The sequence below is a fragment of the Prosthecodimorpha staleyi genome (assembly GCF_018729455.1).
Classification (GTDB): Bacteria; Pseudomonadota; Alphaproteobacteria; order Rhizobiales; family Ancalomicrobiaceae; genus Prosthecodimorpha; species Prosthecodimorpha staleyi.
In genome coordinates, this window is record NZ_JAHHZF010000002.1 from 391,492 (window position 1) to 408,719 (window position 17,228).

Consider the following 17,228-nt stretch of genomic DNA (forward strand, 5'->3'; position numbering starts at 1 on the left):
GGCAAGGCCCACTCCCCAGTCCGCCGCCCGGCCGGCGGCGGCCGGGCGCGCCCCCAACGAAGCCCGGCCGCCGGCCGCACTCCGCCCCGCCCGCGGCAGAGATTCTTGATGCAGCCCGCGGCCGCGCCGGCGCTGCCCGCGCCCCTTCGGAGCCTGCTGCCATGCCGAACGTGACTTTCATCCTGGCGGACGGAAGGGCCGTCACCGTTCAGGCCGAAGCCGGCTCGACCGCCATGCTGGCGGCCGTCACCCGGTCCATCCCGGGCATCGACGCCGAATGCGGCGGATCGCTGGCCTGCGGCACCTGCCATGTCTATCGCCTGACAGGCGATTGCGGCGAGCCGAGCACGGCAGAATGCGAAATGCTCGACGCCCTGGCCGGCGAGAGACGCCCGAACAGCCGCCTCTCGTGCCAAATCCGCCTGGATGCCGACACGGAGGTGACCCTCGCAATTCCGGCCGTGCAGGGATGAAACGGAAGGGTCTGCGACGGAGAAACGCGAACCTGCCGCGATACCTGCCGGCTCGTTCAGCCCATGCCGGGACGGAGCGGCGAGCGCCGAAGCGAGCCTGTCGAGCGCCAGCCTTCGAATCTCATCCCGTGAGACACAGTCCGATGCGCCGCCGGCCGCCGCGGCTCCGCCGAAATCCGCGCGCGGATAATCCCGAAAACCGCCCATTTCGGCAGCCGAGATCGCAGAATTTCGCCTAAGCCGCAGATTTTGAATGGCGCTCCCAAGGGGAAACAGCCCTTCAATCTCATAAGACACTGAAAACACTAGATCAAATAGCTCGCCAACTATTCCTCCAGTACCAATTTCCCGGTCGAATAACAAGGGCCACTCATGCGAGAGCCCCGCCACGTGGGAGCGGTATGTGACTTCCCCCGTGCCCCCCCCTCTCTTCGGTTCCAAATGGGCAGGATCGCGACTTCCGGTCGACCCGCCGAGCATTTGGGCCGCTTCCGTGTCGCCTTCAGGGTGTCCAATAGCCCCTGCCCATGTGGACGTGTCCGCTCCCTGCGCCATCGCGTCCAATAGACTTGGAGCTTGACTTTTGGACGCGACCGACTCACACCTCCAGACCTTCTGGACATATGAGCGAGGTCACCCCATGCCGAATGCCACCATTGCCGCCCCTCTGGTCGGATACGCCCGCACCTCCACCGCCGAGCAAGAGGCCGGTCTAGAAGCCCAGGTGCGGGAGCTTGAAGCCGCCGGGTGCTCGGAGGTCTTCAAGGAGCGGGTCTCCTCGGTCGGGGAGCGCGACCAGCTTGCTGCCGCCCTCAAGTACCTTCGCAAGGGCGACACATTGGTGGTCACCAAGGTCGACCGCCTGGCACGCTCGACGGTGCACCTCTGGGAGATCGTGAGGGACCTTGACGCCAAGGGCGTGGGGCTACGGGTTCTCTCACTGGGTGGCGAGGTGGTCGACACCAAGTCCGCGACCGGCAAGCTCATCCTCACCATCTTCGCGGGGTTCGCCCAGTTCGAGCGGGAGATGATGCTTGAGCGGCAGCGGGAGGGTATCGCCAAGGCCAAGGCGGAGGGGAAGTACCTCGGCAGGAAGCCCACGGCCCGGGCCAAGGCCGGGGAGGCGGTGAGGTTGCACCAGGAGGGCAAGACGGTCACCGAGATAGCCAAGGCGTTGGGGATCGGGAGGGGGAGCGTGTACCGGGCAATAGGTAGCAGTCCTGTATCACGTGCCTAATGGAGAGTGCTCAAGGGGGCCGAGGGAGGGAAGAGCAGGGTATGGCTTGCATTCGCTCGTGCTCGATATGCACTTAAATCTGTCTATTGATGTCAATTTGCATCAGTTTAAGTATTTCTCTGGGCCATGTGCTCTAGTAAGCACACCGGCGCAGCACTTTTATTCGTTAAAATCAGAAAACAATCGCGAAATGCTATTGAACCGGAGATTCTTCCCTCCATCTCTGGACCAGCCAACGGTGGCTCAGTTCAGTTCGCAGGAGATCTAAATGACAAATTCAGGAAAATGGTACCCGGCCCGCTATAAGCAAATTCAGACTAATCAAACGGTCGACGCCTACATCATTGGAATTGATAGTAATACAGGCCATTCGTCCGCGGCTTGGATGGTCTTGGACGAAAGCGGTATTGTTCTCGATCAGAATGCCTTTGTTAGTCATGGGAAAAGCGACGAAAGACGGGGCCAATCCGCTGCCGCGTACCGTGCCCTTGAAATTCTTCCGTATTCTGGGAGCATTAGATTCTGCACAGACAATACCGGCCTTATCGGAAATATTGTAAAGTACTCATCAATAGATTCTCTTCTTACCAATTCAAAGGGACGCAAAGTATCAGGAGCAGAAATATGGTCTCGCTTCATCGAATGCAAAAGAGACAAAGCTCTTGCCGTTCACGTGCAATTCGTAAACCCACATACGGAGCCGCACAAATCAAGATTTACAGCGCTTAGGGAGCTTGCGGCACGTGCGCTAAATGAAAAGTGACCGAATGATCGATTACACGCAAGTCAAGCGCACCTTAGAGGAAGCCGCGAGAGCGGCTCCTCCCACGCACGGCAGCGGACAAAAGTGCACCATCCCCGGCTGCGGCAATCCGACCATGCGGGCCGCCGGAAAGGGCTTGGCGGTCTTCCATTGCAAGCGCCATGTCGAGCATCTGGCCCGGCACGGCAGTCTGTGGCACCCGACCTATCCCGCCGCCGACCTCAAGCCCTACCTGAAGACCGCCGCCGCTTGGATCAAGGCGAACCGAAACGATCCGGTCGTGGCGTCGGCGGTCTATGGGATCGGCCTCACGTTCTGGATGGCGGGCCGCTCGGAGATCGCCACGCGGCTGCGCGGCATGCCGCCGAAGCGCCGGGCCATGATCGCATTGGCGCGGGTCCGGGAGGCGGGCATCGAGCCGGAACGCATCCTAGCAATCGCACTCGGCACCGCCGCCTTGATCGAGGAAGACCCGGGCAGCCACCGTAGCCGTGAGTTCCGGATCGTGCAGACCGCCAAGGCCGTCCATCGCCTGGCTTCAGGCTATCACCGGACGTGGGACTTCCCGCTCCGAGATGGGACCACCGCGCCCTATACGATCCATGCCTATCCCCGCAGTACGGGTCGGGTCCTGCGCCATATCGGGGAAGCCATCGAGAAGGACAGTGCGGCGGTGATCGACGCCCATCTCCCCGCCATCGTCGCGCTGAAAGTGGAGACTCATGGACGCATCATGCCTCACATGTAGCCCGATCCCGGACGGTCCGGACGTGCCCAGGAGCTTGCGGGGCCCCTCGGAGAGGGAGGCGCGGCGGGTCCGCCTCTCGCTCGCCCATGTCGCCCCTCTGGCCCACTATGCGGCCCGTCTCCGCGAGCGTGGCTCGGTGGAGGTGCCCGAGTTCGATCCCCTCGACGGCGGCACCCAGGCCGAAGCCCTTTTCCTATTCGAGAAGCCGGGGCCGATGACGGCGGCGGAGGGGCGGGGCAACCGTGTCGGGTCGGGCTTCATCAGTCGCGACAATGACGACCCGACGGCGGAAGCCATCTTCCGCTTCATGGTGCAGGCCGGCATTCCGAGGCGTCGAACCCTGATCTGGAATACCATCCCGTGGTGGAACGGGACCAGAAAGATCGTGCGGGAGGAGCTTCAAGCCGGCATCCGGGAAACCTTCTCGCTGATCGGCTTTTTGCCCAGGCTCAAAGCGATCGTGTTGGTTGGTCGGAGGGCAGAGGCGGTGAGGCCGAGCCTCGATGCGAGTGGACTGCCGGTCTTCGTCTCCGCCCATCCCTCGCCATTGGTCCGCGCCAGCCGTCCCGCGGTCTGGGAGCGCATCCCCGAGCAGTGGGCGCAGGTGCACCCGCATTTGACCCGCGAGGAGGCGTTCCGATGAGAGGTCGAACGCACCTGAACGGGCCGCACATGTTGAGCCCCTTGCCCGGGCTCCCCCGACGATCGAGCCGCACCGCTCCTCCCGCACCGCCGCCCGTCCGGCCGGAGACCTGAAGCATGCAGGATGCGGACCTCGAATTCGACGAGCAGGACTTCGACGGATTAGGCACGAGGGGCAATTTCTTCGACATGTGGCGGGTGGCGAAGGGTGCACGCCTGGCGCCGCTGTGTGCGGAAGTCGGGGCGGCACTGGACACATGCAACGGGCCACGACAGCGCAAGCGAAAGCCGCAGGCCCAACAGGTCCACGACGCGATCGTGGCCACCATCGTCGGCAACCTGGCCTTCGCGGTGGTGATGAGGTTCGATCCTCCGACCCTTGCCATTCGGGCGGCTCACAGTACCGGCTCGCTCGGCCGCTACGACCGGAAGGGCATGTACAATCTTCCGGCCCGTCTCAAGAACCTTGAAGCGTCCGGCCTCGTGGAATTCGAGACCTCGCGGCAGAGGCGTTGGCTCAGCACGGTGCGGCCGACCGAAATGTTCGCCGCGAGGGTGCGCGAGGCCGGCGCCACGCTGGCGGATATCGGCAGAGTGCAGGACGCGGAGACGATCGTCGTCACGTGTGCCCAATCCGGTTTCACCGAAAGCAGCAGCGCTAGAGGCGCAACTACTTCTAGCTACGGCCGGAAAGCCTCGAAACGTATCGAGTACGAGGACACCGCCGAGAACCACCGCTACCGGGCCGAGATGGTGGCGATCAACGCGGCGTTGGAGATTGCTAGTCTCGCCTATGTTGGTCCTGAGCCCGTGGAGACGGACCGACGCGTGCTGCATCGGGTCTTCAACGACATCGGCGAACCGGACTGCTTCTCGCATGGCGGTCGGCTTTATGGCGGCTGGTGGCAGAACCTGGCCCGCAACCTTCGCCGCCATATCCGCATCGACGGGGAGCCGATCGCCGATCTCGACTTCAAGAGCATGTTCGTGCGGCTCGCCTATCTGAGCGTCGGCGCCACGCCGCCCGATGGAGACCTCTATGCGGGCATCCGGCATCTCGACGGGCCGCACCGGCGCGACGCCGTGAAGAAGCTCATATCCGCACTGATGTTCTCGAAATTGAAAAGGCAAAGAATCCCGAAGGAAATCCCGAAGGACCTCATTCCGCCCGGTGTTCGATTCAAGGACCTCATGGACGCCATCCTCGAAAAGCATCCGCTGCTCGCCCCTGTTTTGGATACCACCGCGGGCTATGCGTTGAGCAAGACCGAAAGCACGATCCTCATCGATATTCTCCGCACCCTGGCCGCCGAAGACATTACCGCGCTGCCGATGCACGACGGCATCATGGTGGCGGCCTCGAAGGCCGATCGCGCGACCGAGGTGATGGGCGATGCGGCCGAGCGGATCACGGGCTTCAGGTTGCCGGTGGAGCCCAAAGCGTAAATTCCTTATCGCGCTCCCTAATAGGCCCCGTGTGTGCCTTAAGAGCTTACAGAGCGGCGGTGCGGGTACTCTGAGCGCCTGTTCGGTTCAATCCCCCATCCCCATCACCTTGGCGAGGAGCTTGGAACCATGGCCCGATGGCAGTCTCCTTGGTGCAACGAGTGATCGACTAGGGGGTACCGGAAGGATGCACTGAAGGTTGGAGGCGGTGGGAGGGACACTCCTCCTCAGCCCCCTCGGCGATCACTTCAAGCACCGGGGTTGGATGGACTGCCGCCTCCTCATGCCTCCCGAAGCCGACACCCGGCATGCCCTTAAGGCCATCCTCCTGGCCTGCCTCCTGAGGAAGACAAGCGGTACCCCTTCAAGCCGGCGGAGGAGAGGGGTCCGACCATGCCAAGCCCGCTCCATGCCCACCACCAGGCCTCAGGACCCGACTGTGCCGCATGCTGGCATGAGCGGAGGCAGACGGCAGGCTGGCGATTGAGGTTTCAGAAGAGCATCTTGTAGACGTTACCTTCGGTGTCTTTCGCGATCCCTGCGCCGTTGGCGGTTCCACTACCGGTGTAAAACTCCGCCTCGATCTTCGTTCCCTTCGAGCAACTCAAAAACGCATAGCCCTTGTTGACACCTGGAACATTCATCGAGGTCACGAAGGACCCTGAGATTAGGCTTCCATATTGCGTCAATAGGTTCCCGCTGCTGACTGCCGTCACCCGCGGAGCCAATGAGGACCACCTTCCCGTACACGTTTGCGCGTCTGGAAGCTGGAGCGTGAGTGTCCCACTATTGCCGTCGATTCCGTTTGCTGTGGCCTTGATAACTGGCAAGGGGGTAACTTGGGAGTAAGGACCGGATACCGGATACATATCGACCGTCGTGCTGCAAGTCGTCAAAGCCAGAATCGGAGCGATTGCGGCGAACTTTATGAAGTACCTATCCATTCGGTTTCCGATCATCCCGCAATCCAATTCTTGTCGAACGAGAAATTAATGCTTGAGCCCTGTCAATCTAGTCGAAATCTCCTCGTGAGTCATCGTCCCCCGACCGCTACACCTCCGCCGTTGCCCCCGCGCCTCGGGCTCTCAGGGCTTCCCAAAGCTGCCCCGGGCCGAGCAGCGTATCCTTCAAGCCGTCTCGCACCTTCGCCGAGTCGAGGGCCTGCTTGCTCATCGACGTGTGGGCAACCAAGGCGTCCATGATCGCATTGACGAACTCGGCATCGAGGTCCGGCGAGTTGGCGAACTGCTCCTTGGTGTTGTTGCTCGCCTGCTCGACGAGAAGGTCCGAGGCGAGGAGCTTTCCCTTCAGGACGTTGTTGACGTAGATCAGCTTGTCGTCTTCGGACAGTTCCCCGATGAAGAGGTCGTTGACCCGTTCGATGATCTCCCGCAGCAATGCGCGTTGCTTCTCCTGCACGGCACCGCCGCCGGTCTCCGTAAGGGGGACCAAGGGCTCCGCCTGGCCTTGGCCGAGCGGCAGAGACCGAGAGCCCTGATCGCGCAGGCGATGGTGGGTGAGCTTCACCTGGCTGAGGTCGACGCCCTCCCGCTCCCGCCCGTATTCGAGCAGCGGCAGCAGGCGCTTGAAGAAGATGGCCCGCTTCTCGACCGCCGTCGAACCGTAGTCGAACATCTGCGACAGGAAGGCATAGACCCGCAGGTAGGTCGCCATGTCGGCCTTGAACAGGATCAGGGCTTCCATCTCGTCCTTCGCCGCCTTCAGCGCCCGCTCGTCGTCACGTTCGATGGCCGCTTCCCGGTCCGCCCGCACCTGCTTGAAGCGCCTCAGCAGGCGGTCGGCGACGGGGGTCAGGGCAGCGTCGAGTTGGCCTTGCGTCGCTCGCGGGTCGAGTTCGACCACCACCACCCGCTCCACCTCGTTGTCGTCATAGTGCCCGGAGGCGTCGAGCTTGGCCTTCAGGTTGAGGACGAGATGCGGATCGGTGACGCCTGCCAGGGCGGCGGTGTCGTAGTAGGTCTTGAACGCTTTCAGGACCTCTTCGGGGTCGTTGACGAAGTCGAGGATATAGGTCGTGTCCTTGCCCGGATGCGCTCGGTTCAACCGCGACAGGGTCTGCACCGCCTGGATGCCGGCGAGGCGCTTGTCGACATACATGCCGCAAAGGAGCGGTTGGTCGAACCCGGTCTGGAACTTGTTGGCGACAAGCAGGATTTGATAGTCGTCGGTGGCGAAGGCTTCCCGAATGTCCCGACCCTTGAGCCCCGGATTGAGCGTGCGGCTGACCTCGGTGAAGGGGTCTTCGCCGCTCTCTGGATCGATCACCTCACCCGAGAAGGCGACCAGGGTGCCGATGCGGTAGCCGTTGCGCTTGATGTACCGGTCGATGGCGAGTTGCCAGCGCACCGCCTCCTTGCGGCTGCCGACCACCACCATGGCCTTGCCGTGCCCGTCCAGCAGCGGCGCGACATTGGCCCGGTAGTGCTCGACGACAACCTGAACCTTCTGCGCGATATTGTAGGGGTGGAGCCGCACCCACTGCATGATGCCCTTGACCGCGGTGCCGCGCTCGACCTCAAGCTCCGTGATTTCCTCGCCGCCGCCGACCAGCCGGAAAGCGAGCTTGTAGGGCGTATAGTTGCGCAGAACGTCGAGGATGAAGCCTTCCTCGATCGCCTGGCGCATCGAATAGACGTGGAAGGGCACGGGGCGGTTGTCGTCGGCAGCGGGCCTCGAAGGGTCGGGGCGACGGCCGAACAGTTCGAGCGTCTTGGCCTTCGGGGTTGCCGTGAAGGCGACATAGGTGATGCCGCTCTCGCTCGCCCGGGCCGCCATCTGGGCGGCGAGGATGTCTTCCGTCCCCAACTCGCCGCCGTCCGCGATCTCCAGCAGTTCCTCCGCCGACAGCACCTGCTTGAGCTTGGAGGCGGCCTCGCCGGTCTGCGAGGAATGCGCCTCGTCGGCAATCACCGCGAAACGCTTGCCCTGTGTCGCCGCGAGGTCCTGCACGGCCTTGAGGGCGAACGGGAAGGTCTGGATGGTGCAGACCACGATCTTCTTGGCGCCCGACAGCGCCTGCGCCAGCTCGCCGCTCTTGCTCTGGCTCTCGCCCTTTATGGTGGCGACGACGCCCGTGGTGCGCTCGAAGTCGAAGATGGCTTCCTGAAGCTGGGTATCGAGGACGGTCCGGTCGCTGACCACCAGCACCGTATCGAACACCTTGGCATGCGCGGCGTCGTGGAGATCGGCGAGGAAATGCGCAGTCCAGGCGATGGAATTGGTCTTACCCGAGCCGGCCGAATGCTGGATCAGGTAGCGGCTGCCCGGCCCTTCGGCGATGACCGCGGCGACGAGACGGCGGGTAGCGTCGAGTTGGTGATAGCGGGGGAAGATGATCGAGCGAACCTGCTTCTTGGCATCCCGCTTGGCGACGACGTAGCGGCCGAGGATTTCGAGCCAGCTCTCCCGCTCCCAAACCTCTTCCCAGAGATAGGCCGTCGGCGCCCCGTCCGGGTTCGGCGGATTGCCGGCAGCACCATGGTGGCCCCTGTCGAAGGGCAGGAAGCGGGTGGCCGCGCCTTCGAGCCGGGTGGTCATGCGCACCAGCGTGTTGCTGACGGCAAAGTGTACCAGGGCACCCCGCGGGAAATCGAGCAGGGGCTCCGTGCCTGCCTGTCCCTTCGGCCGCGGGTCCCGGTCGAACCGGTACTGGTCGACGGCATCCTGGACACCCTGCGTGTAGTCGCTCTTCAGTTCTGCCGTGGCGACCGGCAGGCCGTTCAGGAACAGGACGAGGTCGAGAGCATTCTCGTTGGCGAGCGAATAGCGCACCTGGCGCACGACCCGAAGCCGATTGGCGGCATGGCGGGCCTGAAGCTCCGGGTTCATAGCGAGGGCCGGCCGGAACTGGGCGAAGCTCACGGGTTGCCTGAGGCCGACCACCTCGATGCCGTGGCGGAGCACGTCGAGCGTGCCGCGCTGGTCGAGCTGGTGCCGGAGCCGGTCGAGCAAGACGGTCTCCACTGCCCCGCCATGGCTCCGCGCCAGCGCCTCCCAGGTCTTCGGCTGGGTCGCCTGCACCCACGCCACCACGTCGGCCGGAAAGAGCGCCCGCGCTCGGTCGTATCCCCCCGCATCGCCTTCCACGTAAAGCCAGCCCCGGCGCGCCAGCGCGGTGCAGATGCCGACCTCGAAGGCGACCTCCTTGTGCAGACTCATCGGCCGGGCTCCCGGATCACGCCGCGATCTCCTCACCCGAGACAGCCTCGCGCACGTCGATTTTGCCGGTGACGGCGGCGGAGATCAGGGCGGCCCGACGTTCCTTCAGGAGCGCGATGCCGCGTTCGGCTTCGGCGGTCAGTTCGTCGAGTTTGGCAGTCTCGCGGTCAAGCCAGGTCACGATTAACCTTTGCTCGGCTAACCCCGGAAACGGAAATCGATACGCTCTTAAGCTCTCTGCCGTAAGGTGGTCTATGGTTGTTTGATTGCCACCTGCAATAAAAACCCCAATTTCTGTAGCAAATATCATGACATAAAACATAAACCACGGATCATCCGACAATTGGGATATGGGACGGAGCCGATGCAGTGCTTTTTGATAATAGCACTCTGCAAGCTCGCCGCGCCATACAGCCGAACGGCCAACATATGAACCGCCTTCATTGACCAGAAGGTCGCCTTGAAGAAGGCAATAGCGCTTACGTGCGTCTTCATCGAAGTCCATACTCGGCAGATCTTCGATATTGATGGAACCCCACTGTACGTCTTGCACCCGCAAATAGGGGCGAAGATGTTCATGGGTCTGGCGAGCTGTGTCGAGCATCTTGCCCAACTGGACTTCGTACCGATAGCCGACCGCCGCCACCTCCCAATGCGCCGGCACCTCGCCGAGCCAGGGGATGCCGCTGTCCTTCATCGGTGCGTTCGGGTCGAGACCCTTGGTGACGGCATGAGAGATGACGGCGCGGCGCTTCTCGGCGAGCAGGGCGATGAGCCTCTCCTGCTCCGCCACCAGGGCATCGATCTTGGCGGTCTCGCGGTCGAGGAAGGCGGCGATGGCGATTTGTTCAGAGGCGGGCGGGACTGCAAACTTAAAGTTGTCAAGTGCATACTGGCCTAATCCAAACCGCGTTAGACCGTTCGCCCTGACACCCAAAGTTGCCTTGCAATAAGCTGAAAGAAACAACCACTTTATGAATCGGCCAACAACCTCCCCCACTGGGCGTACAATCGCCAAATGATATCCACAGACGACGCCATCTAAGGTCTCTGGTACATATGCGGGTATTGCAATGTCGTCGGGGGACTCTGAGTCCTTAGTAATAATGGTGTCCCCAGCTTTTAGGCTAAATCTATCTATTTGGTCCTCAGAAGCTGTTGCTTCCATAAAAACCAGATTTCTTGTAATCATATCATTGTAATAAACATCTACATAGTTGCATAGAAAAATAGCTATTTGATCAGTATGTGATTTCTTGTCCACGTTGCTGGCGAATATCTGTGCACAGCGCTTCAAACAAAGGACACCCCAGTGCGCCGGCACGTGCCCGAGCCACTCGATACCGCTGTCTTTGATGTGTGGATAATGCCTCATCCGTCCAACCCCTCAATCATCGCCTTGATACGGTCCGTCACGGTCCTCAATTCGGCATCGATCACCGCCAGGGGCCGCGGCGGCTCGAAGACGTAGAAGTGGCGGTTGAACGGGATTTCATAGCCGACCTTGGTCTTCTCGGGGTCGATCCAGGCGTCTGCGGCATGCGGCAGCACCTCACGGGCGAAATAGGCCCCGACATCCTCCTTCATCGGCACGTTCTCGGTGTCGCGCAGCTTTGCATCCGCCTGCGGCTTGCCCTTCTGCTTGCCCTTGAGGCCGAACACCACCCGGCCACGCTCGTCGCGCTCGGGCCTCTCGACGGTGATGGTGCGGTAGCCGAAGTCAGCATTGTCGAAGATGCGCGAGATCGGTCGGCCATCCCGCTCCGCCTCCTGGAAGTCGCCGAACAGCCGGGTGATCTCCTCGATATGCGCGGCCGAGAGTTCCTTGCGCTTCGACCCCAGGCTCTTGCGCATCTTCTGCCAGAGGCCTGAAGCATCGATCAGTTGCACCTTGCCCTTGCGGTGCGCCGGCTTGCGGTTGGTCACCACCCACAGATAGGTGGCGATGCCGGTGTTGTAGAACATGTCGGTCGGCAACCCGATGATCGCCTCCAGGAGGTCATTCTCGATGACATGGCGCCGGATCTCGCTTTCCCCCGATCCCGCCCCACCGGTGAAGAGCGGCGACCCGTTCAGCACGATGGCAAAGCGGCTGCCGCCATCCGCCACGGGGCGCATCTTCGAGATGAGATGCATCAGGAAGAGCATGGAGCCATCGGACACGCGCGGCAGGCCTGGACCGAAGCGGCCGTTGTAGCCCTCGCGCTCGTGCTCCCGGCGAACCTCCTTCTCGACCTTCTTCCACTCGACCCCGAACGGTGGGTTGGAGAGCATGTAGTCGAACCGGGTCGACCGATGCCCGTCGTCGGAGAGCGTGTTGCCGAAGGCGATGTTGCCGACATCCTGGCCCTTGATGAGCATGTCGGCCTTGCAGATCGCATAGGATTCCGGGTTCAACTCCTGACCGAAAACGGACAGCCGGGCGCGCGGATTGTGCTCGGCCAGATACTCGCCCGCGATCGACAGCATGCCGCCGGTCCCGGCCGTCGGGTCGTAGAGCGTCCGCACCACGCCCGGCATGGACAGCACCTCGTCATCCTCGACGAAGATCAGGTTCACCATGAGGCGGATGACTTCGCGCGGCGTGAAGTGCTCGCCCGCCGTCTCGTTGGACAGTTCCGCGAAGCGCCGGATCAGTTCCTCGAAGACCAGGCCCATCTGGTGGTTGTCGACCCGGGAGGGGTGCAGGTCGATGCCGGCGAACTTCTCGGTGACCTGATAGAGCAGTCCGGCCTTGGCCAGCCGCTCGACCTGCGTGGCGAACTCGAAGCGCTCGAAGATGTCCTTCACAGCCGGCGAGAAGGCGGCGAGATAGGCGTAGAGGTTTTCGCGGATATGGTCCGGGTCGCCGGAGAGCCGCTTCAGGTCCAGTGGCGAGACGTTGAAGAAGCTCTGTCCCGCCTTGCGCCGGAGGAAGGGCTCCGGGTTGATACCCGCCGCCTGCCGCGCCTCGTACTCGGCCAGCACCGCCGCCTTGGTCGGCTCCAACACGCAATCGAGCCGCCGCAGCACCGTGAAGGGCAGGATCACCTTGCCGTATTCCGATTGCTTATAGTCCCCGCGCAGGAGATCGGCGACCGACCAGATGAAGGCGGACAATGCTTGCTGGTTCATGAAGGAGAAAAATCCCAAGCCGGCGTTCGGACCAATGGCAATTTGAAGCGGTCTCGAACAGGTCGGGATGACACTATGTTCCCTACACGAAAGCGGCAAGCGCGAGTCGACCCGGACCCTGGAGCCATGGTTGCAGGCCGGCCTTCAGATCATTCGGCGCCGGCAGCGATGCGCTGATATCGCCTGTCCTGTCGGACAAGCCACCATGCCTATCACTACCGGCCCAGGTTGACCCCGAACGTCAGCAGCCAGAAGCGTCCAATCCGCGCTTCATTCTATGGCCTTGTCGATGGATCAAAGTCAGGGGATCCCGCCCAAGTGAGGCCTTCCAGCCCGGTCCCTGCTGGCACCTCGATCCGGTCCATCGCAGCGATGAGGGGTTTCAGCGAATAGCCTCTGCCATAGGCCCGTCCGGCCGAACCGCGCCCGGCATGCCCGGTCAAGGCATCGTGGATGGCTTCTTCGAGTTCGGAGTCTCGTGCCATCCGTTTGAAGCTGTGGCGGAAAGAGTGAAAGACCTTGCGGTCATCCGCAATGCCGACCGTATCGCCGAGATAGCGGCCAAACCATTTGGACCATGCGGCGGATGCCGGTCGTCCGGTGGCGGAGACGACCTCGTTCCATAGCCTGTCTGTCGGCGCCGCTCCGCCTTGCGCCCGGGCCTGCCGGTATCGCAAGAGCCCGATCCTCTCCAGAAGCGGATGGACTGGAACACATCGGATCGACGAAGCGGTCTTGACCGACCGGCCGCCTTCCGGACTCACGTCGAAGAACCAGCGCTGCGTTGCGTCATCCACCTTCATGTCGCAAAGGCGAATCCCGGCGATCTCCTCAAGGCGCATGCCGGACAACAAGCCGACCAAAGGGAACCAGAAGGCGGCCTCGCATCCACCTCCGGCCGGACGGAGCCCCTGCGCATAGACGGGGGACGCGAACAAGGCAGCGAGCTCGGCAGCCTCGAAGGCGACGCGGCTGTCTCCGGCCCGTGTTTCCCGGCGGTACCGGATGGACTTGTCGAAGGGATTGGCGAACCCCGCCAGATCGTCGAGAAGCCCTTCTCCGGATGCGTGGGAGACGATACCGCCCAGTAGCGCCAGGAGCTTGTTGACCGTGGCTGCGTCTCGCGTCGGATAGCTGCTCAAGTCTTTCGCCAGGATGATCGGCAGAGGTTGATCGCGCAGCGTCTTGGGCAGGCGGGTCGGCAGTTTGGCGATGGCGTCGCGATACTCTCGCGCTCTCGCCTTGGTGATGCTGCCAAGTCTGAGGTCTCCATGCAGTTCGATGAAGCGTCTTACCGCCTGCTCGGCCTCCAGGATTGAATTCGAAGACGGCACCCGGGCACCCTTGATGCCTCCCCCTGCCTTCCATTGAGCGAAGGCTTCGGTCAGTCGCGGTCCGGCGCCCTCGCTTGCACTGACGGTCGGCGTCGGCACCACCTTGCCGGCCTGGCGGGCCTGGAGATCTTCTATGGCTTGGACGCGGTGTTCGAGCACCTTCATCAGGATCGGCCGGCGGTCCTGTGGCGAGGGCGGCAGTTGGCGCCCTTGAGCCCGCAGAAAGCCCGCAACCTCGGCTTCGACCACGCGAGTGTCGCGCCGGGCATAGGCGGTCCGGAGTTGATCGGCTTCTTCGTTGAGGAAATCGCCATAGGCTTCGAAGGCGTCTGCCTCCATGCCCTGCTCATTGGGGCCGAACTGCAAGGGCGTGAGGTTCCCTCCCCGCTCCTCTCCATCGCCCCGGTCTCTCCGGTCATCCCCCTCCCGCTGCTCGTCGTCGAAAGATAGCCAGTCGGCATGGATCAAGCGGGCGATATGTTCGGCTTCGCTGTCCGTGATGGGCTGAATTGCCGGCGTGGCCTGCCCGTCCCGCAGGAGCCGCCTGGCCCGGTCGATCAGTTCGTGGACTTCGACATTGGCCTTCCGGCCGCGCCGCTTGGCCTCGCGCTGGTCCGTCGTCCGCAAGGAGCGCGCGACCTCGCCCTTGAAGCATCCGGTCTTCGGGTTGACGAGGTCAGATAGAGCTTCGCGCAAGGCTGGCGGTACCGGCTGCCGCGCCAAGTCTTTCGGCATCTGGACCCGGCATTCATAGATGCCCGAGCTTCGCCGCTGCACGCCGGTCATGAGTGCCACCGTACCACCCCCGCGTACCACGCGAACGTACCAGGGCGGCTTTCCAAGGCATTGATACCTTGGAGATTTAGCACTTTCAACGACTTAAGAGGTGATTGGCGCTCCCAAGGGGACTCGAACCCCTGTTTTCGCCGTGAGAGGGCGACGTCCTGGGCCACTAGACGATGGGAGCAGCGACGGCGACGAGGTCGCCGGGACGGGGGTCGGTATAGCCAGCCGCGGGACGGCTTGCAAGCGGAAAGCGCGGGCCGGGCGCGAATGTCCCAGGGGCCGGGCGCAATTGCGGCGGGTCGACCCCAACCGGGCCGGCTCCAACCGGCCTTGCCGGCTCCAACTCACCTCGCCGGCTCCAACCTACCTCGTCGGCTCCAACCGGCTTCGTCGCCTCGGCGTCGGCCGTGCCGATCCGGGCGGCGGGTCCAGCCGTCCGGAGCCGCGCATTCTGCCCCTGCGGTTTGCCGGCTCAGCGCGGGCGGGGCAGATCGAGGCGGCGGATCGGCTTCAGGGTGGCGAGGTCGACGACCAGGATGGCCGCACCGGCGGGGGTTTCGAGCGTGACGGCGAGGCGGTCGCCGTCGAGTGCGGTGCCGGTGACGCGCGCGCCCTCGGGCAACGGCAGTGCGGCGTCGAGCGGGCGTTCGAACGCGGTCGACGGCGGCGCGGCGGTCTTGTATGTCGAGCGGTACAGCACGGCGGCGAAGACCGCCACGATGCCGAGCGCCAGCGTCGCGTAACCGACCGCCAGGAGCTTGCGAAACTTTGCCTGCAGACGCAGCTGCGCCGGATCGAGCGGCGGGTCCTTGTCGTCGTCGTCGAGAATGGGATGGGTCATGGCGTCTTCGCGACGGAACTCGGGCACGAGGGCAACGGCTCCGGATGGCAGCCGCCGGCAGGCGACCGGCAAGCCGGACGCGCAACGCCCCCCTTCCCTACCCGGCCCGGCCGACCGCGTCGAGGCCGATGACGCCGGCGCGCGGCAAGAGATCAACGCCGCCACGACGGCCGATGTGCTCCCGCAGGGCCCCGGGGCGCCGGCGGGTGCCGCCGCAGCATCCGGCCCGCCCGGCCCTGAACGGACCGGGGCCGCAGTGGCCAGTCAAGTATCTCCGATTCCAGCGACGAAAGCCGACGCGGCGACATCGCCGGTCCCCAGGACGCCAGCGGGTGAGGCCGCGACCTCCTTCGCGCCCGGCATCCCGGCGCCCGGCGCCGCAGCAGCCCGTCCGAAGTCCCGGCTGCCGACCACGAAGGCCGACGCAGCGACATCGCCACGCGGCCGCGCGCCGGCGGGTACCGCCGCCGCCTCCTTCACGCCCGGCCCTGGGGCGAGCGGAGCAGCAGCGGCCCACCTGGAGTCCGTCCTGCCGGCCGGCGCCGAGCCGGTCGAGGAGGACGACGAAGCCCTTGCGGTCAGCGATGTGGTCAGCGATCCCGCTGCGGCGCCTGGGAGCGCCCGGCGGATCGAACTGGCGATCGAAGCCGACGCCGCGCCCGAGCGGCTCGACGCCGCGCTGGCCCGGCGCCTCGCCGGCGACGACCTGTCGCGCAGCCGCATCAAGGCCCTGGTCCTTGACGGGCGCGTCGCGGTCGGCGGCCGCGTCGTCACCGACCCGTCCGCCAGGATCGCGGCCGGCGCTACGGTCGCGATCGATCTGCCGGCGGCCGCTCCGGCGGCGCCGGCACCCGAACCGATCCCGCTCTCGATCCTTCATGAAGATGCCGAGGTCGTGGTCATCGACAAGCCTGCGGGTCTGGTCGTGCATCCGGCCGCCGGCCACGCCTCCGGCACGCTGGTCAATGCGCTGATCGCCCATTGCGGCACCTCGCTCTCCGGCATCGGCGGCGTGGCGCGGCCCGGCATCGTGCACCGGCTCGACAAGGAGACCTCCGGGCTGATGGTCGTCGCCAAGACCGACCGCGCGCACCGCAGCCTGGCCGCGCAATTCGCCGATCACGGCCGCACCGGGCCGCTGGAGCGCGCCTATCTGGCGGTGGTCTGGGGCGTCCCGCGCCAGCGTTCGGGCACCGTCGACCTGCCGATCGGGCGCAATCCGCGCGACCGGGAGACCATGGCGGTGGTTCACGGCGCGCATGGCCGCGAGGCGATCACCCATTACGAGGTGCTGGAAACCTACGGGCCGGCGCAGGACCCGGTCGCGAGCCTGGTCGAATGCCGGCTGGAGACCGGGCGGACCCATCAAATCCGCGTGCACATGACGCGGCTCGGCCACCCCCTGCTGGGCGACCCGACCTACGGCACCGGCTTCCGGACCAAGGTCGACAAGCTCACCCGCCTGGCGCCGGAGGCCGGCGCGGCGCTCGAGGCGCTCGGCCGGCAGGCTCTGCATGCCCGGCTGATCGCCTTCGAGCACCCGAAAACCGGCCGCACGCGGCGCTTCGAGAGCGATCCGCCGGCCGACATGGCCCGCCTGATCGACGCCCTGCGGGCGCTCGGCTGACGGCAAATCTCACCGCGGGGCCCCTTGAATCGCGGGCC

At 64.2% G+C, this 17,228-nt stretch carries 13 protein-coding genes and 1 tRNA gene; 7 read left to right on the top strand and 7 right to left on the bottom strand.

The window, feature by feature from the left end:
* The first annotated feature begins 161 nt into the window (after positions 1–161).
* From KL771_RS04805 to KL771_RS04830, 6 genes are all read left to right on the top strand, one after another.
* Positions 162–473, top strand: coding sequence for a (2Fe-2S)-binding protein (locus KL771_RS04805; RefSeq protein ID WP_261967408.1), 312 nt, complete (start codon positions 162–164; stop codon positions 471–473).
* Between the two features lie 640 nt (positions 474–1,113).
* Positions 1,114–1,710: a recombinase family protein gene (locus KL771_RS04810; protein WP_261967409.1), complete on the top strand. Its 597-nt coding sequence runs from the start codon at positions 1,114–1,116 to the stop codon at positions 1,708–1,710.
* A gap of 268 nt (positions 1,711–1,978) precedes the next feature.
* Positions 1,979–2,473, top strand: a complete 495-nt coding sequence (locus KL771_RS04815; protein ID WP_261967410.1) for a hypothetical protein — start codon at positions 1,979–1,981, stop codon at positions 2,471–2,473.
* A 4-nt stretch (positions 2,474–2,477) separates the two neighbouring features.
* The gene (locus KL771_RS04820; RefSeq protein WP_261967411.1) at positions 2,478–3,221 is read left to right on the top strand and encodes a hypothetical protein; all 744 of its coding nucleotides are present in this window, start codon (positions 2,478–2,480) and stop codon (positions 3,219–3,221) included.
* Positions 3,222–3,357: 136 nt separating this feature from the next.
* Positions 3,358–3,864, top strand: a complete 507-nt coding sequence (locus KL771_RS04825; protein WP_261967412.1) for a uracil-DNA glycosylase — start codon at positions 3,358–3,360, stop codon at positions 3,862–3,864.
* A 116-nt stretch (positions 3,865–3,980) separates the two neighbouring features.
* The gene (locus tag KL771_RS04830) at positions 3,981–5,309 is read left to right on the top strand and encodes a hypothetical protein (RefSeq protein ID WP_261967413.1); all 1,329 of its coding nucleotides are present in this window, start codon (positions 3,981–3,983) and stop codon (positions 5,307–5,309) included.
* A gap of 491 nt (positions 5,310–5,800) precedes the next feature.
* Here the strand turns inward: KL771_RS04830 and KL771_RS04835 are convergent, their stop codons facing one another.
* The 7 genes from KL771_RS04835 to KL771_RS04865 all read right to left on the bottom strand — a co-directional run bounded on the left by KL771_RS04835 (position 5,801) and on the right by KL771_RS04865 (position 15,563).
* The gene (locus tag KL771_RS04835; protein ID WP_261967414.1) at positions 5,801–6,253 is read right to left on the bottom strand and encodes a hypothetical protein; all 453 of its coding nucleotides are present in this window, start codon (positions 6,251–6,253) and stop codon (positions 5,801–5,803) included.
* Positions 6,254–6,359: 106 nt separating this feature from the next.
* Complete coding sequence (locus tag KL771_RS04840; RefSeq protein ID WP_261967415.1) at positions 6,360–9,488, bottom strand: type I restriction endonuclease subunit R; 3,129 nt, start codon at positions 9,486–9,488, stop codon at positions 6,360–6,362.
* A 16-nt stretch (positions 9,489–9,504) separates the two neighbouring features.
* On the bottom strand, positions 9,505–10,863 hold the full coding sequence (locus tag KL771_RS04845) for a restriction endonuclease subunit S (RefSeq protein ID WP_261967416.1): 1,359 nt from the start codon (positions 10,861–10,863) through the stop codon (positions 9,505–9,507).
* On the bottom strand, positions 10,860–12,602 hold the full coding sequence (locus tag KL771_RS04850; protein ID WP_261967417.1) for a type I restriction-modification system subunit M: 1,743 nt from the start codon (positions 12,600–12,602) through the stop codon (positions 10,860–10,862). Before KL771_RS04850 ends, KL771_RS04845 begins: the two co-directional genes overlap by 4 nt.
* A gap of 275 nt (positions 12,603–12,877) precedes the next feature.
* Positions 12,878–14,722 (bottom strand): site-specific integrase, encoded by a 1,845-nt coding sequence (locus KL771_RS04855; protein ID WP_261967418.1) that lies wholly within the window; start codon positions 14,720–14,722, stop codon positions 12,878–12,880.
* A gap of 105 nt (positions 14,723–14,827) precedes the next feature.
* Positions 14,828–14,903 (bottom strand) — tRNA-Glu (locus tag KL771_RS04860).
* 291 nt (positions 14,904–15,194) lie between these two features.
* Positions 15,195–15,563 carry a hypothetical protein gene (locus KL771_RS04865; RefSeq protein WP_261967419.1) on the bottom strand — a complete coding sequence of 123 codons (369 nt, stop codon included), beginning with the start codon at positions 15,561–15,563 and terminating at the stop codon, positions 15,195–15,197.
* Positions 15,564–16,149: 586 nt separating this feature from the next.
* Here KL771_RS04865 and KL771_RS04870 point away from each other — a divergent pair.
* Complete coding sequence (locus KL771_RS04870; RefSeq protein WP_390866527.1) at positions 16,150–17,190, top strand: RluA family pseudouridine synthase; 1,041 nt, start codon at positions 16,150–16,152, stop codon at positions 17,188–17,190.
* Positions 17,191–17,228: the final 38 nt, after the last annotated feature.

Bases quoted from the DNA above. Each gene is read 5' to 3' on its own strand.
- KL771_RS04820 (WP_261967411.1), top strand. From the start codon at position 2,478: ATGATCGATTACACGCAAGTCAAGCGCACCTTAGAGGAAGCCGCGAGA.
- KL771_RS04810 (WP_261967409.1), top strand. From the start codon at position 1,114: ATGCCGAATGCCACCATTGCCGCCCCTCTGGTCGGATACGCCCGCACC.
- KL771_RS04835 (WP_261967414.1), bottom strand. From the start codon at position 6,253: ATGGATAGGTACTTCATAAAGTTCGCCGCAATCGCTCCGATTCTGGCT.
- KL771_RS04850 (WP_261967417.1), bottom strand. From the start codon at position 12,602: ATGAACCAGCAAGCATTGTCCGCCTTCATCTGGTCGGTCGCCGATCTC.
- KL771_RS04845 (WP_261967416.1), bottom strand. From the start codon at position 10,863: ATGAGGCATTATCCACACATCAAAGACAGCGGTATCGAGTGGCTCGGG.
- KL771_RS04865 (WP_261967419.1), bottom strand. From the start codon at position 15,563: ATGACCCATCCCATTCTCGACGACGACGACAAGGACCCGCCGCTCGAT.
- KL771_RS04855 (WP_261967418.1), bottom strand. From the start codon at position 14,722: ATGACCGGCGTGCAGCGGCGAAGCTCGGGCATCTATGAATGCCGGGTC.
- KL771_RS04830 (WP_261967413.1), top strand. From the start codon at position 3,981: ATGCAGGATGCGGACCTCGAATTCGACGAGCAGGACTTCGACGGATTA.
- KL771_RS04840 (WP_261967415.1), bottom strand. From the start codon at position 9,488: ATGAGTCTGCACAAGGAGGTCGCCTTCGAGGTCGGCATCTGCACCGCG.
- KL771_RS04815 (WP_261967410.1), top strand. From the start codon at position 1,979: ATGACAAATTCAGGAAAATGGTACCCGGCCCGCTATAAGCAAATTCAG.
- KL771_RS04805 (WP_261967408.1), top strand. From the start codon at position 162: ATGCCGAACGTGACTTTCATCCTGGCGGACGGAAGGGCCGTCACCGTT.